Source organism: Adhaeribacter arboris, from assembly GCF_003023845.1.
GTDB classification, from domain to species: domain Bacteria; phylum Bacteroidota; class Bacteroidia; order Cytophagales; family Hymenobacteraceae; genus Adhaeribacter; species Adhaeribacter arboris.
In genome coordinates this window covers 5,031,901-5,058,479 of the sequence record NZ_PYFT01000001.1, presented here as the reverse complement: position 1 = coordinate 5,058,479, position 26,579 = coordinate 5,031,901, and the positions used below count along the sequence as shown (strand labels likewise).

Annotated in this window: 17 protein-coding genes; 15 read left to right on the top strand and 2 right to left on the bottom strand. The window is 43.1% G+C overall.

Annotation, left to right across the window (positions count from 1 at the left end; translation table 11 throughout):
• Positions 1–19: 19 nt before the first annotated feature.
• The 5 genes from AHMF7605_RS20565 to AHMF7605_RS20540 all read left to right on the top strand — a co-directional run bounded on the left by AHMF7605_RS20565 (position 20) and on the right by AHMF7605_RS20540 (position 3,576).
• Entirely contained in the window at positions 20–1,300 is a 1,281-nt protein-coding gene (locus AHMF7605_RS20565) for a PQQ-dependent sugar dehydrogenase (RefSeq protein WP_106931903.1), read from the top strand.
• Between the two features lie 644 nt (positions 1,301–1,944).
• Entirely contained in the window at positions 1,945–2,340 is a 396-nt protein-coding gene (locus AHMF7605_RS20555; protein WP_106931901.1) for a hypothetical protein, read from the top strand.
• 76 nt (positions 2,341–2,416) lie between these two features.
• A complete protein-coding gene (locus AHMF7605_RS20550; RefSeq protein WP_106931900.1) occupies positions 2,417–2,875 on the top strand; it encodes a hypothetical protein in 459 nt (152 codons plus the stop codon).
• 130 nt (positions 2,876–3,005) lie between these two features.
• On the top strand, positions 3,006–3,242 hold the full coding sequence (locus tag AHMF7605_RS20545; protein ID WP_106931899.1) for a hypothetical protein: 237 nt from the start codon (positions 3,006–3,008) through the stop codon (positions 3,240–3,242).
• Positions 3,235–3,576: a type II toxin-antitoxin system PemK/MazF family toxin gene (locus AHMF7605_RS20540; protein WP_106931898.1), complete on the top strand. Its 342-nt coding sequence runs from the start codon at positions 3,235–3,237 to the stop codon at positions 3,574–3,576. The genes AHMF7605_RS20545 and AHMF7605_RS20540 overlap by 8 nt, the downstream gene beginning before the upstream one ends.
• 256 nt (positions 3,577–3,832) lie before the next feature.
• On the opposite strand, the gene AHMF7605_RS20535 is transcribed toward AHMF7605_RS20540, so the two are convergent.
• The gene (locus tag AHMF7605_RS20535) at positions 3,833–6,607 is read right to left on the bottom strand and encodes an outer membrane beta-barrel protein (protein ID WP_106931897.1); all 2,775 of its coding nucleotides are present in this window, start codon (positions 6,605–6,607) and stop codon (positions 3,833–3,835) included.
• Between the two features lie 508 nt (positions 6,608–7,115).
• Here AHMF7605_RS20535 and AHMF7605_RS20530 point away from each other — a divergent pair.
• The 10 genes from AHMF7605_RS20530 to AHMF7605_RS30600 all read left to right on the top strand — a co-directional run bounded on the left by AHMF7605_RS20530 (position 7,116) and on the right by AHMF7605_RS30600 (position 23,570).
• Positions 7,116–8,345: a FecR family protein gene (locus tag AHMF7605_RS20530; protein WP_106931896.1), complete on the top strand. Its 1,230-nt coding sequence runs from the start codon at positions 7,116–7,118 to the stop codon at positions 8,343–8,345.
• 183 nt (positions 8,346–8,528) lie between these two features.
• Positions 8,529–8,846: an STN domain-containing protein gene (locus tag AHMF7605_RS20525; protein WP_158267570.1), complete on the top strand. Its 318-nt coding sequence runs from the start codon at positions 8,529–8,531 to the stop codon at positions 8,844–8,846.
• A 2-nt stretch (positions 8,847–8,848) separates the two neighbouring features.
• Positions 8,849–11,866, top strand: coding sequence for a SusC/RagA family TonB-linked outer membrane protein (locus AHMF7605_RS20520; RefSeq protein ID WP_106931894.1), 3,018 nt, complete (start codon positions 8,849–8,851; stop codon positions 11,864–11,866).
• An 18-nt stretch (positions 11,867–11,884) separates the two neighbouring features.
• Complete coding sequence (locus AHMF7605_RS20515) at positions 11,885–13,417, top strand: SusD/RagB family nutrient-binding outer membrane lipoprotein (RefSeq protein ID WP_106931893.1); 1,533 nt, start codon at positions 11,885–11,887, stop codon at positions 13,415–13,417.
• Between the two features lie 48 nt (positions 13,418–13,465).
• Positions 13,466–13,927: a RidA family protein gene (locus AHMF7605_RS20510; protein WP_106931892.1), complete on the top strand. Its 462-nt coding sequence runs from the start codon at positions 13,466–13,468 to the stop codon at positions 13,925–13,927.
• Positions 13,928–14,544: 617 nt separating this feature from the next.
• Complete coding sequence (locus AHMF7605_RS20505) at positions 14,545–15,825, top strand: amidohydrolase/deacetylase family metallohydrolase (RefSeq protein ID WP_106931891.1); 1,281 nt, start codon at positions 14,545–14,547, stop codon at positions 15,823–15,825.
• 159 nt (positions 15,826–15,984) lie between these two features.
• Positions 15,985–17,490, top strand: coding sequence for a PQQ-dependent sugar dehydrogenase (locus AHMF7605_RS20500; RefSeq protein ID WP_199200275.1), 1,506 nt, complete (start codon positions 15,985–15,987; stop codon positions 17,488–17,490).
• Positions 17,491–18,067: 577 nt separating this feature from the next.
• Positions 18,068–18,652 (top strand): RNA polymerase sigma-70 factor, encoded by a 585-nt coding sequence (locus tag AHMF7605_RS20495; RefSeq protein ID WP_106931890.1) that lies wholly within the window; start codon positions 18,068–18,070, stop codon positions 18,650–18,652.
• A gap of 953 nt (positions 18,653–19,605) precedes the next feature.
• Complete coding sequence (locus tag AHMF7605_RS20490) at positions 19,606–21,291, top strand: PLP-dependent transferase (protein WP_106931889.1); 1,686 nt, start codon at positions 19,606–19,608, stop codon at positions 21,289–21,291.
• 266 nt (positions 21,292–21,557) lie between these two features.
• Entirely contained in the window at positions 21,558–23,570 is a 2,013-nt protein-coding gene (locus AHMF7605_RS30600) for a c-type cytochrome (RefSeq protein ID WP_233219200.1), read from the top strand.
• Positions 23,571–23,832: 262 nt separating this feature from the next.
• Here the strand turns inward: AHMF7605_RS30600 and AHMF7605_RS20480 are convergent, their stop codons facing one another.
• Positions 23,833–26,541, bottom strand: a complete 2,709-nt coding sequence (locus AHMF7605_RS20480) for a cation-translocating P-type ATPase (protein WP_106931888.1) — start codon at positions 26,539–26,541, stop codon at positions 23,833–23,835.
• Positions 26,542–26,579: the final 38 nt, after the last annotated feature.

Genomic DNA, 26,579 nt, shown 5'->3' with positions numbered 1-26,579 from the left:
TATCTTTTACAGAAGATTCATGAAAAAACTCTTTTTACGCGCTACTTACTTTTTCACTTTTTTAGCTGGAATTACCTGCTTATCGGCTTACCACTCCGAAACCCCTCCCATTAAAAATACGAAGAAACTGGCTGAACCCGCGAATTTAAAACTCCCAACCGGCTTTAAAGCTACTATTGTAGCCGACAGCCTGGTGTCGGCCCGGCATTTGGTAGTAAGTAAAACAGGCGATATTTACGTTAAACTGTCCAAACTAAAGAACGGCAGCGGCTTGTATCATTTACGCGACACTAATAAGGATGGCTTTTTAGACCAGCAAACCGGTATTGGTAATTACCCGGGTACCGGCATTGCGCTAAAAAACAATTATTTGTATTCGGCTTCTAATACGGGCGTTTACCGGTACCAGCTCAACGCCAAAGACGAGGTAATGCAGCCGGAGCAACCCGAAGAAATTGTAAAAGGCCTGGTAGCGAAAACCCGCGATGTATCTAAATCGATAGCGGTAGATAATAAAGGAAATTTGTACGTTACCGTGGGTTCTCCGGATGAGACCTGTCGCGATGAAAGTGGCAAAGGTATAATGCCCTGTCCGCTGCTGGATTCGGTAGGGGGCATCTGGCAGTTCAAAACCAACCAAAAAAGCCAGACCTACGGCACTGCCGTGCATTACGCTACCGGTTTAAAAAATGTGGTAGGCCTGGACTGGAATACCCAAACCAATTCTTTATTTGCCATGATGCACGGCCGCGGGCAATTTCACGATAAGTTTCCGCAATATTATACCCCGGAGCAATCTACGCAACTACCGGCCGAAACCATGTTTGAACTAAAAGCTCCCGGTGCCGATGCCGGCTGGCCTTATGTTTATTACGACCACCAGCAAAAGAAGAAAATGCTAACCCCGGAATACGGCGGCGACGGCAAAAAAACGGGCGGCGAAAAAACTTTGGACCCAGTTATAGCTTTCCCGGCCCACTTGGGTCCGAATGGTTTGTTATTTTACACGGGTACTATGTTTCCGGCCCGTTATAAAAATGGCGCTTTCATTGCCTTTCACGGTAAATCAACGGAACTGCAAAAAGGGTATATGGTAGCATTTGTGCCCTTTAAAAACGGTAAATCCGCCGGCGATTGGGAAATTTTTGCCGATAATTTTGCCGGGGTAGATTTAGTGCAGCCCACCGGCCCCATTCAACACCGCCCCTGTGGTCTGGCCCAAGGCCCGGATGGCGCTTTGTATGTGTCGGATGATTTAAAAGGCACGATTTACCGGATTACCTACACCGGCAAAAAGTAAGAAAACCTTTAGCGTTCGTGCTTTCGCAAAGAGTATTGCTGATAAAATAAAACAATATTTCGACTAGACTTTAGAATAGTAAATTTTTGAAAGCTTTTTCCCGGCTTTCAGGCTGTACATATGCTAAGAACTACTTTTAAAGTAACATTCCTCTTTCTTCTTTTCATTAATTATTTAACAGCAGATGCGCAATCCGGAAGCCGTAACCGAAACAGCAGGTCGGCGCTACCTTTGCCGAAGTTGGTAAGCGAAAACGGGAAACATACTTTACTGGTAGATGGCAAATCTTACCTGTTTGAAGTGTTTTAAAAGAAGTTTGCCGGATCGCTAGGTATTGAGTAAATTATATACATTGTTTAGAACATAAAATACGGAGCAGCAGCCTTGAAAACCCAACTATTTCAACTTAAAAAAGAAGCTAAGATTACTTCGGTCATAATGCCGATAAGCGTATGTTGTTTCGTATATCGGGTAGTTATGGGTAGTTATGGCTAATTATAGAAATGAGAATACTAATTATAATTTTCCTGTTCTTAGTATCTTGTAATCAAAAAGGTCAAGTGACAATTAAAACTACGGGTTTAACAAAAATCAACTTTTATACTTAATACGGACAATTTTACATCTGTGATAAAAATTCACCAATGGCAACAGAAGGTGAATTCTGGCATGAAGAAGCTCATAGGATAAGATTAGCTAAAGAAATCGGAGTTTTAGGAGTTCGTACAGAGTGTTATGGGCCTGTAAAAGGAGAAATTGACTTTTTAATAAAAGCACCTAATAATGTTGATTTTACTAAATTCGACCATGTAGTGGAAGGGGATTTAAATGTAACTTCAGGAATTTTACAAATTCAAGATTGTCCAAATGGCACAGTGGAATTTGAAAAGCAAATCACTCCTGAGAACTATAGAATTCGGGTATATTCTTCAAATCTGGCAAGTGTAGAAGGTGACGAAGGAAATGATTTCTACAGAATTGAAGTTTGGGGCAGTAATCCATTAGGCAGTAAGCTTCTAAAGGAATATATAAATAACTAGCCATAACCCAATGTATACTAAACCCTGCGGGCTTAGCATACACGCGGCCCGTTAGTGGTAATTACTAAATTAAAATTTGACAAAAGATTTTAAGACAGGTATACTAACATCATCCATTTATTATGGGGTTGGTCTTGCTTTAGCCATTATCACCACATTAATATGGAAGAATGAGTATGCTCATGCTCCAGGACCTCCTTTCTTGGTTGCTGCATTATTCTTAATAGGTGGAATTTTACTGCTTTTGTTTAATTTACTCCTATTAAAAAATGCTTCCAACAGAAACAGAGAAAAAGGGTCAATTTTAGTTCACGCACTTATTTTAGGTAGCTCAGGGATTTTCATTGCTGTAGTAATAATACAAAGTAAATATAAAAGTAATTTAAGCAATAATGATTCTGAATACTTAATTGTTGGAGAGAAACCAGGCACATTAACTATAACCAAAGGACCTGGCGATACTACTTTTTTCCAAAAGAAGGGCAAAGTGATTATAGATAAAGACAGTATAACAAGAAAAGAAAGCGAAAAATAACAACCATCAACGAGCCGCGTGTATACTAAACCCTGCGGGCTTAGCATACACGCGGCTCGTTGGGTGGTATATAAGGAAATAAAATATTTAAAGAGAAGTTACGTATCTTCATAAAAAGATAGAATATACTATGAGAGCAATTGAAGTTACCGGAAAGATTGACAAAAAAGGAATGCTAAAGTTAGATAATCCTTTAATAATGAGAGAAAAGAAAGTAAAAGTAATAATTCTCCTATCAGAAGAAGAGGAAGAAATAGAAGAAAAGCTATGGCTAAAATCTATGACCAATAATCCAGCTTTTGAATTTTTAGGTGACGACCAAGAGAATATTTATAAACTGACAGACGGACAACCTTTCCATGACTAAAGGGAAAATTATTCTGGTTCCTTTTCCATTTGATAACTTTAGTGGAACCAAAGTAAGACCAGCTATTTGTTTAACCAATGAAATAGGCTTTTACAATCATGTGGTAATTGCCTTTATTAGTTGTCGAATCCCTCCTTCACTTGAAGAATCGGACTTACTTATCGAAATGAAAGGCCAAGCTTTTAAAGCAACCGGACTTTCAGTTGATTCAGTTATAAAACTTCATCGACTGGTAACCATACCAAAAAGCTTAATCAAAAGACAATTAGGTGTTTTTCCTGCAAATCAGCAGGCAGAAATAGAGACTAAACTAAAAACTCTATTTGAATTGTAATAAAAAATACCCTACCCAACCACACCTAAAAAACACTAAAGCGTTTTTAGCCCAGTCCGGTATATGCAATTTTGAAGAATAGAAAAGTTATTTCTCATTTTATTCTTATTAAAAAATTTACCTTCGACTAACAAGTGGTAGCTTCTAATGCCCGCCGGCTTATAGCCCAACTAGTAGCTCTTTTATTTAGAAATAAAAAGTGCATCAGGGTACCTGTTCGTCCCAATACACTTTACAGGAATAAAATTATTATTGCTTAATTCCGGTTGGGGTTATTACCGTTGTTGTTATTCTCAAAATCTTTAGCGCTGGCGCCTACGCCAAAATAGCGGATATTGTAGGTAAAGGTGAGCATAAAATACCGCTGCAGCACGTTGGTTTGGATGTCTTCCACGTACGCATCGGAAATGTTGCGCCAGATACTGTTGTTTTGCTTTAATAAATCATACACGCTTAAGTTTATTTCGCCGCGTTTATTCTGGAATACTTTTTTACCTACACTCATGTTCCAGAGCAAGAAATTGTTGCTGATATTTGAAAGGCCTACGTTGGCCTGGTGACTTAAATCGGTGCGGTAAACAAAGCCTTTCCAGAACAACCAGTTAAACCGCATGCGGGTATTCTGCATGAAATAATTATTATTCATGTTCGGGCGCAGCGTGTTTTTTACAATGTTGTACCGGGAGTTGGTAGAAACGGTAAAATCTACATTTTCGCTGATATTACTACTCACCGATAAACCTAAACGGAAATTGCTGGAGTTGGCTAGGTTTAGCTCGTTATCAATCAACCCGGGCCGCCGGGTATGCCCCACCGAACCATTAAAATTAACGTTAGACGAAATAAAATTAATCGGCTGCCCGTAGCTGAAATAAGAACGAACTTCGTAGTACCCGTTTAAGTTAACCGGCCGGATAAGTTGAGCGCCCCGGCCCAAAGTTACGCTTTCGTTTAGTTGCAAGGGTTCTCGTACAATTAAAGTGCTATTGGTAATATAATCCTGAATAAAAGTACCGGACACATTCGCGTAAAAAGACTTGTTGGTTTCCGGGTTATGCGCCCGGTATTCTAACCTGGCCCAGTTCTGGTAAGATTGCTGCAGCTCCGTATTGCCCCTTCTTACCTGCAAGGGGTTCGAGTAATCAATTACATCCTGCAACTGGTTGATAGAAGGAGCGCTGGTAGAAGCCCGGTAATTTAATTGAATGTTGTTGGATTTAGAAAACCGGTATTCCAAGCGGGCATTAGGCAAAATACTTTCAAAAGTACGGTTGATATTGTAATTGCTCGGGTATTCCTGCTCGTTTTGCAGGGTAGCCTGCTGGTACGAAGCCTCGACCTGCAACCTAATTTTTTCGGTATTATAGCGGTAACCGGCTTCGGCTTCCTGGGTTAAATAAGCATTGTTAAAGGTATTACTCAAACCCGGGCTAAGCAAGGTATAATCGCCCATTTGCTCGAGGTAATCGTAAGTACGTTTATCGGAATCGTTTATTCGGTTACCAATTTCGTACTCCAGCTCTACCTGTCCGTTCTTACCAACGGGCTCAGTAAAGGAAACTTCGCCTTCCCAGTTATACCCTTTCCGATCCAGGTTGGTATATTGATTTAAAGTCTGGCTGCTATCGGGATTATAAAACAAATTCGTAGCTAAGCGGTAACTATCGCCGCCATCGGTATGGTAGCCGCTTCTTAAATTAAAACTAATGCTCCGGCCTTCCTTTAAAAAACGGTGGCTATACAAAAAGGTATTATCAAAATCACCATTTAACTGGTCGCCATTAGACCGGTTTTCGGTTTGATTTAAACTTCCTAAATCGTAATCGGTGCGGCCCAGAAAATACGAGTCAAAATCATAATTTTGTAGATTCAGGTTGGGCCGGAAAAGAATGCGGTTACGGTCATCTATTTTATATTCAAATCGCATGGCAAAACGGTGATTGGCATCTACGTTCGTGGAACGGCTATTTTCGGTATATACCTGCCCCGAATCGGCGTTGGCTTGTTCTACGTCCGACGGAATAATATAATCGCGGTAGCGGCTTTGCGTGGTAAGATTGCGGCGGTTATTGTAAAAGTAACTTCCCGAAACGTCTATCTTTTTCCCCCATTTGTTGGCGTAGTTCAACCCAATAGCGTTAGTATTAATAATGCCGTTCTGGGGTCTTTGATCCCCGGAATTAGGATCCGCGGAAAAATTTAAGGTATTAATATTGTTGCCCAACCCGGTAACGGTAATGCGCCGGTCGTCGCTGAAAAAGTTAACGCTAGCGCCGGCCAAATACCGGTTATTGGAACCATATCCGCCCGATACCCGGCCAAACCGACCTATTTTGCGGGTAGGTTTGGTAACGATATTAATGGTTTTAATTCTTTCGCCGTCGTCGAAGCCGCTTAACTCGGCTTTATCGCTTTTCTTATCGAATACTTGAATATTGGCAATTACATCGGCGGGTAAATTCTGCAAAGCGGTATTGACATCAGTACCAAAAAAAGGCTTGCCGTCAATTAAGATTTGCTGCACATTTTCGCCCTGCGCCTGAATAGCCCCATCCTGAATCATGATACCGGGCATTTTCTGCACCAAATCCTGGGCATTAGCATCGGCCGCGGTTTTAAAGGCCGCCGCGTTAAACTGGGCGGTATCGCCTTTTAACTCGCCCGGGGGAGTGCGGCCCACAATTTCCACGGCGCTCAAAGTAACCGCTTCCTCCTGAATAGCCAAGGTTCCAACGTTTAAAGAAGTTTGCCCAATTTCGATGGGTTTAGCTAAAGGGTAATAGCCAATAAACTGCACGCGCAGCATGTACTTACCGGGTAATACGGGTTCTAACCTGAATTTTCCTTCCACATCAGAAGTGCCGCCTGCGATAGGTACCGAGTCGGTTTCTTTGGTGATAATTACGGTAGCGCCGGGCAGCGCACTTTTATCGGCGGCACTTTGCACCGAGCCAAAAACCGCCAGACGTTGAGAGTAAGCTTGAAAAACACTAAAACAGCCACAAAATAACAGGAGTAAAAACTTTTGCATTTTTAATTAACAGGTGATAAGCGTATTAGATTGAATTAGGCTAGGGTTATTGTTACGGAAAAAAATTATTTTAAGTCAACGCCCGCTAAGCTAAAGCCCAAATTTGTGCAAATTCTGAAGCTACCCGAAATAAATCTGACTAATGGAATAAACAATAGTTTATCCTGAACGCCTCTACCTCTAGCACCTTATACCGCTTACCTTCTCCGGTAATTTGATTAGCGCGCGGCTCTAGCCTCGTGTCTAACTATTTGGTAGGCCTCTGGCTGGGCTATCCGATATACCTTTCCTTAAAAGCAAATCAGCATTAATTTACTACCGGCCAGAGGCCGGACGAAACTACTCACGAGCGGGACGCTCGCGAGAGAATAAGTTAATCCAACAGAATTAGGCTCTGCCTTCTACTTTACCTGCCGAACCAACACTTAAAACTCAAGCTAAAAAATAAATTATAGAGCATTTCACCCTAATCAGTCAGTGGCGTGTCTTTACAAACAGAAGAGGAATTATGGAAAATACGGAACAACCATTGGATCCGCGCATTTTTGAAAAAGCAAACCTGATTTTGCGCTACTACCAAGGAGAATTAACTACCCAGGAAAGAGAAAAAGTAGAGCAATGGTTAGCCGAAGATGAAACGAACCAACAATTTGCCGAAAGCTTAAAAGAGGAAGACCAAATACAAGAGCCCTTAGACTTTCTTGCTTCGGTGGATACAGAAGCCGCCTGGCAAAAAGTAGCGCCCAAAATTCAGAATCCAAGAAAGAAAATTAGCTTTTGGCAAAATTCTGAATACCTGAAATACGCGGCAGTTCTTTTACTGGTTTGCCTGGCGGGAGGATTCGCTTATAAAATTAGTTTAACCCAAAATGCCGGAAATCCAGCCACCCCGATGGCTAGCCATCAACCAAAGGCTATAATACCCGCTAGTAAGGTTGATAGAAATAAAGCCCAGCTTACTTTATCTAACGGTTCGGTTATCGATTTAGATAATCAAAAAAATGGCACTATCTGGCATAAAAACGGTACCTGGATTACGAAGCAGGACAAAGAATTACATTTTTCATTTTCGCCTGAGGCCAGCCACAATACGGATAGAAAAGGCCTTACTACTTTAACTATCCCAACCGGCAGTCAATATAAAATTACTTTACCCGATGGCAGCCAGGTGTGGTTAAACGCGGCATCTACTTTAAGTTTTTCCGATTTTTCCACGGAAAAGAAGCGCGTGGTAGCGTTAACCGGCGAAGCTTATTTTGAAGTAGCAAAGAATAAACACCAACCTTTTCTGGTAAAAGCCAAGGGCACCACCGTGGAAGTACTGGGAACGCATTTTAACGTAATGGCTTATCCCGAGGAAAATTCCATCAACACTACCTTACTGGAAGGTTCGGTTAAAGTTAGCAACACCAGCAGCCATAAAATTTTACAACCCGGTTTCCAGGCCAAAGCCGGTACAACCATTGAGGTAGAAAAAGTAGATGTGAACGCGGCCGTAGCCTGGAAAAATGGCTTTTTCCATTTTCAGAATGCGGAGCTGAAAATTATTATGCGGCAACTGGAAAGATGGTACGGAGTAGAGTTTGTAAATCCCGGTCGCCTGCAGAATCAACATTTTACCGGCATTATTTCCCGGAAAACCGAAGTGGCCAAAATCTTAAAAATGCTGGAGCTATCCGGCGATATTCACTTTAAAACGGAGGGTAAAAAAGTAATTATTCAACCAGATAACATTTAAAAAGATTAGCTTAAAAAAAGACCAGTAGCGCGCCAACGCTACTGGTATAAACAGGACTAATCCAGTAGACTTAATAATTCCCAGTACTAAATCCATTCATCCTAATGCAAATTTATGAAAGTAAAATTACCCTGCAAGAGCAGACAAAATCCCTATGTGCACTCTTTCAAAAAGCTTCTACTTATGAAACTAATAGTAATGCTGCTCACCGTAGCCTTTCTGCAAGTAAGTGCCAAAGCCTCTTCTCAAAGTATTTCCATTACGAAAAAAAACACCTCCCTGGAAAAAGTTTTTGAAATAATTCATCAGCAAAGCGGCTATTTATTTATCTACAACAACGAATTATTAAAAACGGCCAAACCGGTAAGTTTACATTTAAAAGCCGTATCGCTGAAACAAGCTTTAAACACTATCCTGGAAGGACAACCTCTCACCTATACCTTGCTGGATAAAACTATTATTATCAAACCTAGAAATGCTCCCCCAAAGCGGCTCTATTAAATATGGATGTAAAAGGAAAAGTGCAGGACGAGAAAGGCGAGCCCTTGCCGGGGGTAAGCATCCAAGTAAGCGGAACTACGCAAGGTACGGTTACCGATGCCACGGGTAATTTTTCGATTAACGCTCCCGAAAATGCCAGTCTCATTTTTTCCTACATTGGTTATGCGAATCAAACGGTAGCGGTAAATGGCCGGGCCGAAATTACTATTACCATGGCTGCCGATGAAAAGGTGTTAAACGAAGTAGTGGTAACTGCCTTAGGTATTTCCCGGGAAAAGAAAGCCTTGGCTTATTCCGTTTCGGAAGTAAAAGGTGATGAATTTACTCAAGCCCGCGAAAACAACATTGCCAATGCGTTAACCGGTAAAATTGCCGGCGTAAATGCCACGGGTTTATCTACCGGTCCGGGAGGTTCTAGCCGAGTAATTATCCGGGGTAATGGTTCTTTGGCGGGTTCTAACACGCCTTTATACGTCATTAACGGAATGCCCCTGGATAACTCTACCCCGGGCGGTAGCGCTACTACCAACGGCGGGGGCAATAACGTGGACCGCGGCGATGGCATTGCCGGTATTAACCCCGACGATATTGAGAGTATTTCCGTGTTAAAAGGCGGTACCGCGGCGGCCTTGTACGGTTCCCGGGCAGCGAACGGGGTGATTTTAATTACCACTAAAAAAGGCCGGGCGCAGCAAGGCATTGGCGTACAATACAACTCGACTTTTACCGCCGAAAACGTGGCTGTTTTTCCGGACTGGCAATACGAATATGGTCAGGGTTTGGAAGGCCGTAAACCCGCCGATGCCTCACAAGCCGTACAAACCGGCCGTTGGTCCTGGGGAGCGAAGATGGATGGTTCGGAGTTTATTGCCGCCGATGGCAAAACCCACCCCTACGTGGCGCAGAAGAATAACATTAAAAATTTCTACCAGACCGGTAAAACCTTTACCAATACCTTGGCTTTTAACGGCGGCACCGAAGCTTTGAATTTCCGGCTTTCTTTATCTAACCTCGACAGCAAAGCCATTTTACCTAACTCTACTTACGACCGCAAAAACGCTACTTTAAGCCTGAACAGCAAAATTGGTAAAAGAATCAGCATTGAAGGTTTAGCTCAGTACAACAACGAAAAAGCGCATAACCGCCCGAGTGCTGGTGATGCAACGGGTAATCCCAACTGGACGCCTTACATGATTGCCAATACTGTAGATATGCGCTGGTTAAGCCCCGGTTACAACGAGGCAGGCATGGAAACTCCCTGGAACGATGCCGGGGTAGCTACCAACGCTTATTTTGTGGTAAATAAATTTAAGAATAACGATACCAAAAATCGCTTTATCGGGCAGGCCAGCATTCAGTTTAATTTGCTCGACAACTTATACATTAAAGGCCAGGTAGCCCGCGATTTTAGTAATTACAATTTCGAGTCGGTTATTCCTACCGGTACTATTTACACCACGGGCAGCAAAGGCGAAATGAGCCAGTTCACGAACGAATCCAGCGAAACCAACGCCATGGTTACCGCCAATTACAACACCAACCTTAGCGAAAACTTTGGCCTGAATGTATTAGCGGGTGCCAACCGCCGTAACAATTACATCCGGAGCTATAATTTAGCCGGTAATCAGTTTATTATTCCTTTTTTCTATACTTTCTCTAACTTAACCAATACCACACAATCGCAGAGCTACTCCGAAACCGCTACTAACTCCCTTTTCGGCTCCGTCGATTTAGATTACAAAGGCTTTGCTTACTTAACTTTTACCGGCCGTAACGATTGGTTTTCGACTTTAAGCCCGAAGAACAACAGTATTTTTTATCCGTCGGTTGGTGGTAGCTTTATTTTATCGCAAGCCTTGCAATTACCGCGGGTTATTAGCTTAGCCAAGATACGGGCTTCGTGGGCCCAGGTAGGCGGTGGCGGACCTAATCCGTACCAGATTAATTTATCGTACAGCATGGTGCCCAGTAGTACCGTGCCGTTGCAGGACGTAACCAGCACTACTATTTCTAATCCCGTTTTAGGTCCTTTAACCTCTACCACCGCCGAAGTAGGCTTGGATTTACAATTCTTTAACCGCCGCTTAGGTTTAGACCTCACGCTTTACAACCGCAAAACCACCAATGATATAGTATCTACCGCTATTAGCCCTACTTCCGGTTTTGAGAACATAATTTTAAACGTGGGCGAAATGTACAATAAAGGAATTGAGACTTTACTAACCGGCACCCCCGTTAAAACCAACAACTTCGCCTGGAATACCAGCTACAATTTTGCTTACAATAAAAACGAGGTAGTAAGCTTAGCCGAAGGTTTAAATACTATTCAGATGGCTACTACGGTGAACAACTACGCCAACGTAAACAGTACCGTAGGTCAGCCTTACGGGGTAATTACCGGTTATACCATGGCCCGCGATGCTAACGGCAATATCATTTTCGATCCTAAATCCGGCTTTCCGGTGCGCTCGCCTTTAAAACAATTGGGCAACGGCGTCGCCCCGCTTACCATGGGCTTAACCAACGAGTTTACCTATAAAAATTTCTCCTTAAATGTTTTGCTCGACGGGAAATTCGGCAATAAAGTTTTCTCGATGATGGAAGTGTACGGCATCCGGATGGGTTTGCTTAAAATGACTTTACCCGGCCGGGAAAATGGCTTGGAGGTTAGTGGCGTAACGCCGGAAGGCGCTCCTTATTCCCGTACGGTAGCCGTAAAGGATTTACGGGTATGGTACGATAACTACAAGAACTACTCCGATGTGTTTTTACACGACGGCAGTTTTGTAAAGCTGCGTCAGGTTATTTTCACTTATAATATTCCGGCTGCTAAAATTCCATTTATCAAGTTACAAGGTGCTTCTATCTCTTTTGTGGCGCGTAACCTAGCCATTCTGTACCGGAAAACCGACAATTTTGACCCGGAAGCCAGCTTTACCAACGGCAATGCCCAAGGTTTTGAATCGTTTGGTTTGCCCCGCACGCGCACCATGGGTTTAAATTTTATGGTTAAATTTTAATCAGGAGGAACACGAATCATGAAAATAAATAGCAAATTATCCTCAATTATATCCAGCATTACCCTCTTTACTTCTTTGTGCATGGTTACGGCCTGCGACGATGGCTTTGAAGAAATGAACGTGAACCCCAACGCTTACGAAAAAGTAGTTCCGGAATTTATGTTCAGCAAGGCTTTATACGATGGCGCCCGCAACCGCTTGGGCGGAGCCGATGGGGCCATGCAGTACACGACCAGTTTTAACGAAGTGGCCGGGTTTGGTTCTAAATACATTTTCCTGCAAGGTTCGGCTCCGTACGGAGTATTTACCAGCGCCTACACCAACGAAATTCAGGAAATTACCGATGTTATTTTAAGTATTCAGGACGACCCGATTAACGCGAATAAATTAGCTACCGCGCGTATCTGGCGGGCTTACAGCTACCACCGCGTTACCGATTTATACGGTGATATTCCGTACAGTCAGGCGGGTTTAGGTTACCGCGAAGGCATTCTAAAACCCAAATACGATAAGCAAGAAGATATTTACAAAGACCTGCTCAAAGAACTTGAAGAAGCTACCAGCCAGTTCGATGCGGCTAAACCAACTTTCGGCGCCGCCGATGTTATTTACGGTGGCAATATGGAAAAATGGAAAAAATTCGCCTATTCTCTGATGCTGCGCCTGGGAATGCGCCTGACCAAAGTAGATGCAGCCTTGGCCGAAACCTGGGTAAAAAAAGCCATTGCGGGCGGCGTAATTACCACGGATGCCGATATTGCCCAGATCATGTTTGTGGCCGGTGGTCAGGCCATTAATCAAAACCCCTTGGCTAACGCTTACCTATCCAGCGATTATTCTTCGGCGAATGGCAGCACCAACCGCGAGGGCGGCAAATACGCCAATACTTTTATAAATTTTCTAAAAAATAATAACGATCCGCGCCTGGGAGTACTTTCGGTAGTCTGGCAAAACGGCAAAGCCGATACCACCGCCGCTATTCAAAAAGGCATGCCGCAGAATTTCCAGACCAAACCCGCCGATTTTGTCACGTATTCCGAGCCAAACCCAGCCACTTTGCTGCGCTTAGATACGCCGGTATTATTAATGACCAGCGCCGAAGTAAATTTTTTACTCGCCGAAGCTTCTTTACGCGGCTGGTATACCGGCGAAACCACGGAGCAGTTATATAACAACGGCGTACGCTCCGCCATGAAACAATGGAGCGCCTGGGGAAGTACCGGGGTTATTTCCGATACCCGCATCAATACGTATTTAGCCGCCCATCCTTTTAATGCTGCCGGCACTATAGAACAGCAAATGGAGCAAATTCATACGCAGTTCTGGGCTTCCCTGTACCCCGATTCGCAGGAAGTATTTTCGAACTGGCGGCGTACCGGTTATCCAATATTAATTCCGAACAACGTTCCGGGTAATGCCACCAACGGCACTATTTTCCGGCGCATGTTATATCCTTCCATCGAGGAAAGCTTAAATCCGGAAAATTTGCAGGAAGCAATTACCCGGTTAGGCGGCAACACCTTTTTAACCCGGATTTGGTGGGATAAATAGAAAAGCATTTAGTACATTTCAGATAAAAATTAACTTAAAATTATTAAAATGAACAAGACGCCTAGAAGATCCATCTTAAAAAAATTACTTGCCTCGGTGGCTGGTATTAGCGGGTTTGGTTTAGTTGCCAAAGCCAAAGAGTTAGAAAGTGAAGAAAAAGAAGCCTTTAATATCACCACTTTCCAGGATGTTCCCTTATTTTCCGGTTCTACCAAGCACGGTAATTTAATTTTTGTAGCGGGTAAAGGAGCGCACTTCGAGGGTGATATTAAAGCGCATACCGAACACGTATTAAAAGAACTGGAAACCGAGTTAACCAAAGCAGGTTCTTCGATGCAGAAGGTATTAAAAGTAAACGTTTACCTCGCGGATTTAAACGATTACAAAGCCATGAATGAAGTGTACAAAGGTCGTTTTGGCAGCAAACCTCCGGTACGGACTACTGTTGCCACCTACGGCGGGGTACCCGGCGATTCGCTCGTGGAAATGGATTGCATTGCCTACGTGTAGATGTTAAATTTTATTTTCCTGTTGCCCGAAAGCTTTGTTCTTCGCTTCGAGTACGTGAATGAGTGAAGCTTTTGGGCAACAGAAAGACCAGGTTTATTAGTAGGCTAAGCTGTTGCACTAGCTGCTGCTTCTGCTTTGATTATAGCTAGGTTGTTTCATTGTTACGGTTTTTGTTCTTTACGATTAGGATACTTAATAAAAATAAACATTTGTGTGAATTCCCCTGCTTCCAGTTTGGAACTGGGAGCAATTTATCCAGCCAGTTTCTAACTGGCGAAACTTGGTGGATTTTCTTCTTTCTGACACGCCAGTTTTAAACTGGCGGCTCTATAGGGAGTTCCAAGTTGAAAACTGGAAAAAGGGGAAAAGAGATATATCCTAATGGCAAACTAAGCTTAGGAAGGAAAAGGGTGATTGATTTTCCGCTGGAATAATTGTCTGTGCCTGATTCACCCTCTCTATTAGAATTTACTCACCCAGTTATTAGAAGCAATTAGTCCTCTTACAATTTATCTTTCGCAAGTTAGATTATTTAAGAGTTAAGGCTACCACAATCCTTATTTTTAACTTCCCCTCAAGGATCGGTTGACTATAATTTAAAATTTAACTTTGAACTTATGTTAAAAACTTTATTTACAACCTTTTTACTACTAGCACACATTCTTTTATTGGCTCAGAATCAACCTTATAACTTGGTTATAAAAGGCGGCCATGTAATTGATCCGAAGAATAATATTGATGGCCCGATGGATGTGGCCATTAAAGAAGGTAAAATAGCCCTGGTAGCGAAAAACATCGATCCGAAGCAAGGCCTTCAGGTAGTGGATGCAAAAGGATTATACGTGACCCCAGGCTTGATTGATATTCATACCCATCATTTTTACGGCACCAACATGGACCAGACGTATATGAATGGTCCTAACGCTTTTCCCCCGGACGGCTTTACTTTTCGGAACGGCGTAACGACGGTGGTAGATGCGGGCAGTCCGGGTTGGCGCACTTTTCCTATTTATAAAAGACAAACCATTGATGCTTCTAAAACGCGGGTACTGGCGTTTTTAAATATTTCCGGCGAAGGCATGCGGGGCGGCAATTACGAGCAAAATACCAACGACATGGATTCTAAATTATCGGCGAATACCGCCCGCCAGTACAAAGATTACATTGTAGGCTTCAAAGTAGCGCACTTCGAAGGTCCGGATTGGACCCCGGTAGACCGGGCCGTGGAAGCGGGTAAGTTAGCGGGCGGACTCCCGGTAATGATTGATTTTGGCGGTAGCAACCCACCCCTATCTATCGAAGAATTATTTTTTAAGCACCTTCGGCCGGGCGATATTTTTACCCATGCTTTTGGCCAATTGGCCAGCCGCGAAGCTATTGTGGATATCAACACTAAAAAAGTAAAGCCTTTCGTGTGGGAAGCGCAAAAGCGCGGAATTGTGTTTGACGTGGGTTACGGTGGGATTAGCTTTGCCTTTTCTCAAGCGGTACCGGCCTTAGCCAGCAAATTTTACCCCAACACTATCAGCACCGATATTCATATTGGCAGCATGAACGAGTCCATGAAAGATATGCTCACTACCATGTCTAAGTTTCTAGCGATGGGCATGGACTTACAAAGCGTAATCAAAGCCAGTTCCTGGACTCCCGCCCAAGTAATTAAACACGAAGAACTAGGTCATTTATCGGTTGGCGCTCCTGCCGATTTGGCGGTACTAGGCGTGCGGAAAGGTAAATTTGGATTGTTTGACTATACCGGCTATAAAATTGACACGGATAAAAAACTGGAGTGCGAATTGACTATCCGGGACGGTAAAGTCGTTTATAATTTAAATGGCATTACTACTCCCGTGGTTTTACCGCGTACGGCTACCACTTCCCGACCCGCTACGCATTAGAATGGTGGATTGCTCCACTAGCAATTTTAGGAAGCGAATTTTTTAAGTAGTAAGCGGAATGCAAAGCTTTCCCAACGAAAGAATTTAAAAAAATTGCTTAATCTGGTATTGAATGAAATGGTTTACGCGCGAAGTTTAGAAAATCCCCTTCATCATTCTATGACTCTTTTTTCTACTTTATTAACCAGAGTTTGTTTTTTCGGGGCCGTGTGGGCTTTACCCGTTTGGGCAATTGCCCAGGATATTAAACCCTCCAGTCCCGCAAGAACAACTCCTAATATTCAGGACGGCAAAGCTCCGGCCGTAAAATCATTGCGGGCTTTGCGGCCGGACATACAAATAACGCACGTGATGCTAGTAGAACCTCAAGCTGTGCGTTTACTCTATCATGCTAATACCGGGGATTTATGGTATACTACTTTTGAAGGCGATGTGTACCAAATAAAAAACAACAAAGGAACTACTCCTACCAGTCAGAAAGTATTTTCGGTGGCCGACCACGCCATTACTCGTTTACAAGGAGCCATTTTTTTAAATAATAGTTTGTTTTTATGCGGCAATATCAGCGTTAATGATAATAAAGGCACAAAAGGCAGAATGGTACGGTTGGATATTTCGCCTGCTGGCAAACCAAAAATGACGGAAGTATTTAATACCGTGGAATACGGCACTAACAAAACCGTTTTCGACCACGGCTGGAACGCTTTGGAAATTAGCCCGGATGGAAAATACATCTACGTTAACAGTGGAGCCCGTACCGACCACGGCGAAGTACAGGATAACGGCGGACTTTACCCGAATGCCCGCAACGGTGCTCTAACTGCCAATATTTTTCGTTTTCCCGTTAATGCCCATGATTTAGTTTTACCCAACGATGCCGCCAAGTTAAAGGCTGATGGCTACCTCTACGCCGAAGGTATTCGCAACGCGTACGATTTAGCTTTCGATGGCGAAGGCAACTTATTCGGGGTTTCTAATTCGCCGGATTATGACATGCCCGAAGATATGTTCTGGATCCGGGAAGGGCACCATTACGGTTTTCCGTGGGTGATGGGCGGCATCGAAAACCCGCAGCAATATCCTGATTGGCAGCCCAGCCCGGAAACCGATCCTTTCATTAACAAATTTGCCCACGCCTGGCAGGTGCGCTACTTTCACAATGACCCCGATTTTCCAAAAAGACCGGAAGGCATAAAATTTACCCCGGGCGTACAAAACGTAGGGCCAGCGGCCAACGAGTACCGGACCAACGCCGGTAAAATAGTAGACGGCGACCAAACCGGAGTAACTATCAGCACCTTTACCCCGCATGCTTCGCCGTTAGGTTTGTTTTTTGACAAAAAGAAAGTATTAGCCACTGATTTAAAAGGCGATGGCTTTGTTATTCGGTATACTTTAGGTGCCCGCTCCAGTTTAATGAAACCCTTCACCGAGGAAGGAGCTGATTTATTGCACCTGGATTTAGCCTATAATAAAACGGCCGACAACTATTATGTAAAAACGACCCGCTTAGTAGACGGATTTAAAGAAGCGACGGATGCTGTACTAGTGGGCAATGAGGTATACGTAATTGAATACAGTGGCCGGAATAAAGCTAATCTATGGAAAATAAATTTGCCCAAAGATTCGAAAGCTAAGATAACGGAGTTTGTAAAGTCGAAATAGATTATTCGTTTTCTTAAAAAATGAATTCCTAACCTAAATTCTAGGCTTTTATTCTGAATAGGAACCTTTAAATAGTTAGTAATTTTAAATCCTTATCCCAGATAATACCCCACTTATATTGGGTATCATCTGGGATTTTTATGCTTAAAAGTTTAGCTTTTCTAAAGGTATATTTTTCAGTGTCTCTTAAAACTTGTACCTGCATTGTCCTTAATCTGAATTTTAATAAATATCCTTTTAATCTAGTAAGCAGTTTGCTTGTTAATGAGTCAACTATTAACTTTTGATAAATTTTTTTAAAAGTTTCACCCCTTATAAAATTAATTTCAAGAAGGCATTTCTTAATTTAATGGTAATTTAATAAATTACGAGTAATCTTAACTTGGTTAGGCGGTGCTTAAGATTCTTTAGTTTCTAAACTACTATTTCTGATACATGGCTTCTATTTAAAAGCGTCGTTCTAGAAAAAAGTTTGTTTTATTGCAAAATACATTAATATTATCCCTTATATTTAGATAAAAGTTATAGTTTTAAACTAAACACCTAAAAATTTTAACTTACCTCATTTTAAAAGGTTATGAAACTAAGTCTAAAATCTGAAGCTAACCTGGCAGAATTATCCAAAGAAGAAGTTTTCGAGCAATTTTTTAAAAGCTTTTATCCCAGGTTGGTTTATTTTGCTTTTCAGATTTTAGCGGACAAACCAAAAGCCGAGGATATTGTACAGGAAGCATTTATTAAATTCTGGGACCATAAAGAAGAAATTACTTTAAACTCAGTTGCTATCAAAAACTACCTATACTCCATTGTTAAAAACTCCAGCTTAAACATCGTTCGTCACGAGAAGGTAGTAGAAAAATACAAATTTAATTTTGCCCCTTCTGAAGTAGAAGAAACTACTGTCATTAATTACATTATTCAATCAGAAGTATTAGCGGAAATTCACCAGGCCATTCAAACGCTGCCCGAAAGTTGCCAGCGCATTTCCCGGATGGGCTACCTGGAAGGCATGAAAAACCACGAAATTGCGGCTACCTTGGGCATTTCTATTAATACCGTTAAAACGCAAAAACAACGGGCCATGCAATTACTCCGCCTGCGCCTCAATCCGGAAACTTTTACTTTATTAGCCTTCCTGCTGTTGGATAATCCGTTCTGCTAAAAACTATTTATTGGATGTAACACAAAACAGATAAGAGGATTTTCTGGTAAATTTCTGAATTTTAATTTACCGGAATAAGAATAAATCATGTTCCATTATTCTGTTATTTTTAAATTATAAATACCAATAGACTTCACCTTTTTGTGCTGGTTTGTGCCGCCTCTATCTTTAAATTTAATTACCATCCTGCCACATACAATAAATTGGTCCTATTCATTAAACCGCGCAGATTTCCTTTTTATCAAATAATTTAAATTTCCTTTCACCCGAACTGCATCCTTAGGTGTCTCCATATAGAAAGAAGTTAGAATTATTGAATTAAAAGGCACCGGCTTTCAGCTGAGTAAAAAATTAGAATAAGCTAGAATAGTTGTTACTCAAAAGAGAAGTAATTACCTGCAAAGTCAAATAGCTGCTTACCGAACAATAAAAATAGTAGGTACCTGCAAAATTGATTTTTTGGACTTTTACCTACAACTAATTTAAAAGCAATTACCAAGCGGGTGCGTGCAAACAACAGGAGTATATAAATTAAATGAATAAGTCACAGGACAAAATCCATTAAATATACCTGCTGTCGAGATTGCTGAAATAAACTGTTCCTAATTAATGGGTTAATTATTAAAAAGTCTAATATCTAATATCTTGATACTTGTGTCTCTTTACTTAGTAGCAGGAACTCCGATACTTTCTTTATTGAATCGGGCATTTGTTTATCCATTAAATTTTGTATTTTGCTTTAAGCTACGAATCAGCGAGCAAAGTATTTTTCTCTTTTAAATAAGTACCCAGGTAAAACAATTTACTATACTCAATACCACTATTATTGCAAGAAATTATTACTATTCAGTTGCTTAGCTTAAGAAAATACTACCTACTCTCTTGATACTTGTGTCCCGTAACTTACAGTCCCCATACTTAAATCAGAAAATTGCCTCATCTTAAATGATTATATGAAACGCAGAGATATTTTAAAAGGCTTATCCGTTCTTCCGATTAGCGGCGTAGTAGCCGCCGGACAATCGGCTATGGCGCATTCGGCTACGCCAACCGAATTTGATTTACTAGATTACATGAAAAGTACCGAAAGTCCGGAAGTAATGGGACCGCTAAAAGCCGGAACCAATATTTACCAATCTATTGGAGTGGAACCGATTATTAATTGCCGTGGTACCTTCACTATTATTGGCGCTTCGGTAGAGTTGCCCGAAGTACGGGAAGCCATGGAATATGCTTGTCGTTATTTTGTACAATTAGATGAACTAGCCTTGGGCGTAGGAAAGCGGCTTGCCGAAATTACCGGGGCCGAATGGGGGATGGTTTCGTCGGGTTGTGCGGCCGGTATGAAACACGTTACGGCGGCGTGTGTAACCGGTGGCAATCCGGAAAAACTAATCCGGATTCCCAATTTAGCCGGTTTCGACAAGACCGAAGTAATTATCCCGAAAGATTCCCGGAACGTGTACGACCACGCAATCCGCAATATTGGGGTAACAATTATAATGGTAGATTCGGAGGATGAACTGCGTAGCGCCATTAGCCCGCGTACTGCCATGATTTACGCGAATGCCGATGGCTTACCGGCTTCCGGACCGCTTTCGCTGGAAAGTATTGCGGCGATTGCCAAACCTAAAAATGTTCCGATTCTGGTAGATGCAGCCGCGGAGATTCTGACTATTCCGAATGTACACTTGCAGAAAGGCGCTTCGGTGGTAGCGTACAGCGGCGGAAAAGGGATTCGAGGGCCGCAATGCGCCGGTTTACTGCTGGGTAAAAAAGATATCTTAATGGCTGCCTGGCAAGCCAGCGCGCCGCACCACGGACCGGGCCGCGATAATAAAGTGGGTCGCGAAGAAGTGATGGGCATGTTAGCCGCCGTGGAAACTTGGGTAAAACGCGACCACGAAAAAGAATACAAAACCTGGATGGGTTATTTAGATACTATTGCCAATCGGGTTAAAAAAATTGAGGGGGTTCAGACCACCGTGAAAGAACCAACCGGCTTAGCTAACCGCACGCCTACCCTAATTATTTCCTGGGATCCGGCTAAATTAAACCTTATCGGGATAGAACTAGCGAACGAACTATCCAGCACCAAACCTCGCATTGCCCTGAGTACCTATAACGGTAACCGCAATGGCGTTCCCGATCCGAATGTAACGGGTCTTTCCATTAGTTCCTGGATGATGCAACCCGGCAACGATAAAATTGTGGCCGATCGGATTTACGACGTACTTTCCCGGAAGCGCCCGCCGCGAATTACTACCATGAAAGCGCCGAGCACCAATCTTACCGGTCGTTGGGATGCTACCATTAACTTTTTTACCAGCCAGAGCCAGCATACTTTGTTTATTGAAAAACAGGATGGCAACTGGCTGCAAGGTTCGCACAAAGGAGACTTTGATGTACGCAATTTATCGGGTTCTATTGAAGGTGATCAAATAAAATTTCGGAGCGTGTACCAGGCGCCCGGTGATGGCATCAACTTTACTTTTTCCGGTACCGTTTCCGGCGATACCATGTCCGGCGACATCCACATGGGCGAATATTTAACGGCGAAATTTACCGCCAAGAAATACGTTTACCCGGATTCGCACCAGACCATATTCGTACCTATTGGGCCGCCATTATCCAGCTAGCAATTACAGGGGACTTTCTTTTTGTAAATGAGAAAACGATAGAGTAAGTACCGGAATATAAGTAGTTATTAGTTGTTCGTTGCTCAACTAATAATTATTTGGTAATCAGTAAGCTACTTTAAATAGTAGTCTAAATTACTTTCGTCGAAGTACATAGGATAAATTAGACCATCCCTCATGAATGGGCCGGTGTTTGTTTTATAAACCTTACATGGGTAGTTGCCAGAATTAAAAAATAGCAAGAGTTACAAACTTTGATCGTATAAATGCTTAAACCAACCTTAACCAAGTATTTATTAGCTGCCAGTATTTGTATGGGGGGTCTGTCGTCCTACATTTCGGTTACGGATCCTTCTTCCCTCTTTCAGGATGGCGGCCGGTGGGTAGCACCACCTACCGCCGATAAAATAAAAAATCCTTATCCGGTGGAGCCCCTTACCTTAACGCAGGGCGAAGAGCTTTTTGTGCTGTATTGTTCTCCTTGCCACGGCGAAAATGGCTACGGCGATGGCGCTGCTGGGGGTGCCATGGGAATAAAGCCGGCCAATTTCCATTCGCCGGTGGTGCAAAAGCAAAGCGATGGCGCTCTTTTTTGGAAATTATCGGAAGGCCGGGGCAACATGCCTCCTTTTAAAGAATCTTTATCGGAAGAGCAAAGATGGCAATTAGTAGCTTACCTCCGGAAATTAGGCGAAACGGTAGATAATTCCGCCACAGCTGCTACTCCTGCTACTACTTCTGCCTCTAAACCGGCCACAAAACCAGCTTCAAGCTCTACGAATCCTAAAGAAACAAAAACTGCCGCTGCCCCGGCTAAATCACCGGAACCGAACCAAAATATTGCCCCCGCCACTCCGCCCGCTTCCACGGCGAATACGCCCGCCGCTGAAGCGCAGAAAGCTGGACCAGAAATTAAGACTCCTACGGCTTTACGGCCGGATATTAAAGTTTCACACGTGATGAAGATTGGTCCTTCGGCCATTCGTTTGTTCCGGCATCCGCAAACCGGCGAATTCTGGTATAATACTTTTGAAGGCGACGTGTACAAAATCAGCAACATCGATAAAAAAGATGCCCGTTACCAGAAAATATTTTCGGCGGCAGACCATGGCATAACGCGTTTGCAAGGAGCCGTTTTTCATCATAACAGTTTGTTTTTGTGCGGCAATACCAGCGTAAATAATGGCAAAGGCACCACTGGCCGTATGGTACGCTTCGATTTAAATGCCAGTGGCAAACCTACTTTAACAGAAGTATTTAACACCGTAGAATACGGCACCAATGCCACTACTTTCGACCACGGCTGGAATGCGCTGGAAGTAAGTCCGGATGGGAAATATATTTACGTAAATACCGGCGCCCGCACCGACCACGGCGAAGTACAGGATAACCGGGGCGCCTACCCGAACGCCCGCGATAATGCTTTAACCGCTAAAATTTACCGCTTCCCGGTAGACGCAAAAAACCTGTTACTGCCGGACGATGTACAAAAGTTAAAAGCCGAGGGGTATCTTTTTGCCGAAGGAGTGCGGAATGTATTTGACATGGCATTTGACCCCAACGGTAATTTATTCGGGGTGTCTAATTCGCCGGATTATGATGCGCCCGAAGATATGTTCTGGCTCCGGCAAGGTCGCCATTATGGTTTCCCGTGGATATTTGGCGGCATCGATAATCCGCAGCAATATCCCGGTTGGAATCCTAGCCCCGAAACTGACCCTTTCATCAGCAAAACTGCTCACGCCTGGATTGTAAAATATTTCCACGACGACCCTAATTTCCCGAAACCGCCGGCCGGCGTAAAATTTACGCCCGGCGTACAAAACTTAGGACCAGATGCGAACGAATACCGCGATATTGCTTCCGGCAAAGTTACCGATGGCAATATAACCGGTCAGGCTGTTAGTACTTTTAATGCCCATTCCTCTCCCCTCGCCATATTATTTGATACCAAAAAAGTACTTTCCGATGAATTTAAAGGAGATGGATTTGTAATGCGTTACACGGGTGGCGGCAGAGCGGGCGCTAATAACCCACTCCGGAAAGAAGGAAGAGATTTGCTGCATCTAAAATTAACTTACGACCCAGCCACAGATAATTACTTTGTTAAAACGTACCGTTTGGTCGATAATTTTAACGCGCCGGTAGATGCGGTAATGGTTGGGAACGAAGTTTACATTATGGAATATGCCGGCCAGTCGGAAGCTAATATCTGGAAGATTACGTTACCCAAAGGTTCTAAAGCCAGTGCCCAAAACGCCCAAAAAAAGAAGACTTAACCGTTAGACACAAGTAGCAGGAATAAACTTCCTGATTTAAAGTCTTTTAATAATGTCAATTCCCAAGCACCCGGCAGCTATAAAATTCTGCTGAGTGCTTTTTCTTTTCTAATGTTTTACATAAACAGAATAAGGTTAAAATTTTGGCACACCCACACAAAAATATACTTCGTTTTATTAGGCACCTCCCCGTTCTTTCAACCCTAAACCCATTCCCGTAATAACACAACCCGTTAAGGAGAAGGTATTTTTCGTTCAGAAATCAGCTAGTACTGTAATTGTCTTTATATTTTGAAGCGGATCTTTTATGGCGTTTTCTATCCAGTAGAATCACAAAGAAAACAATACTGCTTGCCGCCACCGAAATAAACAAATCAGAAACGGGTAAAGGTACCAGCCCAAAAAAGCTTTTCATAAAAGGAATGTAAATTACTGCGCCCTGCAATAAGAGGGTACTCATAACTACTACCGTCATTAAAGGATTGGTAAACAAGGCAAAAGGGGAATGTGCGGAAGACCGTAGCGCAATGGTCTGAAAAATTTGAGCAAAACCCACCGTAGCAAAAATCATGGTCTGCCAGGTTAAATCGTCGGGATTCTGCGGGTTATAATAAATTATGGCTAAGACGAGCGCAATCGCCCCAATAATAATTCCGACGGTACTTAGTTGCAGAAAATCTCTTTTACTAAGCGCTCCTTTTTCCGGGTTACGGGGCGGCCGGTTCATAATACCTTCTTCCGCGGGCTCGGTTCCTAAACCCAGGCCCAGTAAACCATCCGTTAATAAATTTAGCCATAAAAGTTGCAAAGGCCGCAGGGCTATGGTCATGCCGAAGAAGGGCGCCAGCAACATGATAATTACTTTTCCAATATTTCTGGCCAGGGAGAATTTAATAAAGCGGCGCAGGTTCGTAAAAATTACTCTACCTTCCTCCACTGCCGCCACAATGGTAGAAAAATTATCGTCTAATAAAACCATATCGGCGGCTTCTTTGGCTACGTCCGTTCCGGTTATTCCCATGGCAACCCCAATGTCGGCTTTCTTTAAGGCCGGGGAATCATTCACTCCGTCGCCGGTCATAGCTACTACGTGCCCGGTTTTTTGCAGCGCATCTACAATTCTTAACTTATCTTCCGGAGAAACCCGCGCGTAAACAGCCGTGGTGGCGGCTAAAGCTTGTAATTCGTTTTCGCTTATTTCGTGCAGCCTATCGCCCGAAACAGCTTCCGGCTGATAAGCAATTTCTAAGGTAGTAGCAATTGCGGCGGCGGTTAAAGGATGGTCGCCCGTAATCATAATGGGTCGGATACCTGCGCCTTTGCACTTAGCAACGGCCGCTTTCACTTCCAGCCGGGGCGGGTCCATCATTCCGATTAAACCAATAAATGTCAACTCTTTTTCCGGATGGAAATTAGTATTTTCCTCATTGAGTATCCGGTAAGCAATTCCCAGAACCCGGATTCCTTGCTGCGCCAAGCGGGTGTTTGCTTTTACAATTTTTTCCTGCCATTCTTCCTTCAACAAAATCCGTTTATTTCGCACCAAAACGTGGGTACAAATAGTTACTACCGAATCGGGAGCGCCTTTGGTAAGCAGTATTCTGGAAGCATCAGGTATTAAATTTATGTATCCCGGTAAATCACCGGCCATGCGGTGAATAGTAGACATTCTTTTTCGGACACTATCGAAAGGTATTTCATTCACCCGCGGAAAAGCTTTAGATAATTCTTGTTTATAGATGTGCCTCTGGGCACCCGCTACCAGTAAGGCCGTTTCGGTAGGATCACCAATTACCTTTTCGGGTCCGGTAGTAGTATCATCTAATTCCAGCAGAGCATCATTACACAAAACGGAGACGGTGAGCGCAAAATCCAGGGCGTTAGCGGTTTCCTCATTTTCCAGCGTTAAACCCGACGCTTTAAATTTAATTGTAGATTCCGGTAAGTCAACTACTATTACCGTCATTTTATTTTGGGTAAGCGTGCCGGTTTTATCCGAGCAGATAACGGTAACTGAACCCAGAGTTTCAACGGCCGGGAGTTTGCGAATTAAAGCATTTCGTTTCAGCATTCTTTGGCCGCCAATAGCCAGGGTAATCGTTACTACTGCCGGTAAACCTTCCGGAATTACGGCCACAGCCACACTTACCGCCGTCAGGAACATTTCCGGCCAGGCCTCGCCTTTAATTATTCCGGCTACAAAAATGATGGCGGCCGCTATCACTCCTACCAGGGCTAAAAGCTTCCCTAATTTATCTAGTTTTTCTTGTAAGGGCGTTTTTGTGGTTTCAACGGCCCCAATCAGGTTGGCAATTTTCCCTAGTTCCGTGGCCATTCCGGTTGCCACCGTTATTCCGGAACCTCTCCCGTAAGATACCATGGTACCCATATAAGCCATATTTTTGCGGTCGCCTAAGGGCAGGTTTTCTTTAAAAATTGGCTCAATAATTTTATCAACCGGTTCCGATTCCCCGGTTAAAGTGGCTTCCTGGATTTTTAAATTAAACGATTCCAATAGGCGTAGATCGGCCGGAATAACATTGCCTGCTTCAAACTCTACTATATCCCCGGGAACCAGGTCGCTGGCCGGCAGTTCTTTTACTACTCCGTTCCGGCGTACTCTAACCATAGGAACTACCAGTTGATTTAAGGCAGTCATGGCATTCTCGGCCCGATATTCCTGGAAGAAACCAAGGAAACCAAATAACAGAACAATAGCTAAAATAGCTATGGCTTCCGTAGTTTTTCCCAGAAAAGCGGATAGCAGGGCAGCGGCAATTAATAGCAATACCATTACCTCGGTAAACTGCTGCATAAGCATTTTAAACGGGCTTTTTTGCTTTTTATCCGCTAGTTTATTAGCGCCGTATTTTTGCAAACGAAGCCTGGCTTCTTCCTCCGAAACACCTAAGGTGGAAGTATTCAGCTGAACTAAAAGCGCTTCAATTGTACTGGCATACCAACTTTCCATGGTTTCATCAGTTAAGGAAAAGCGTAAGTAAACATTTT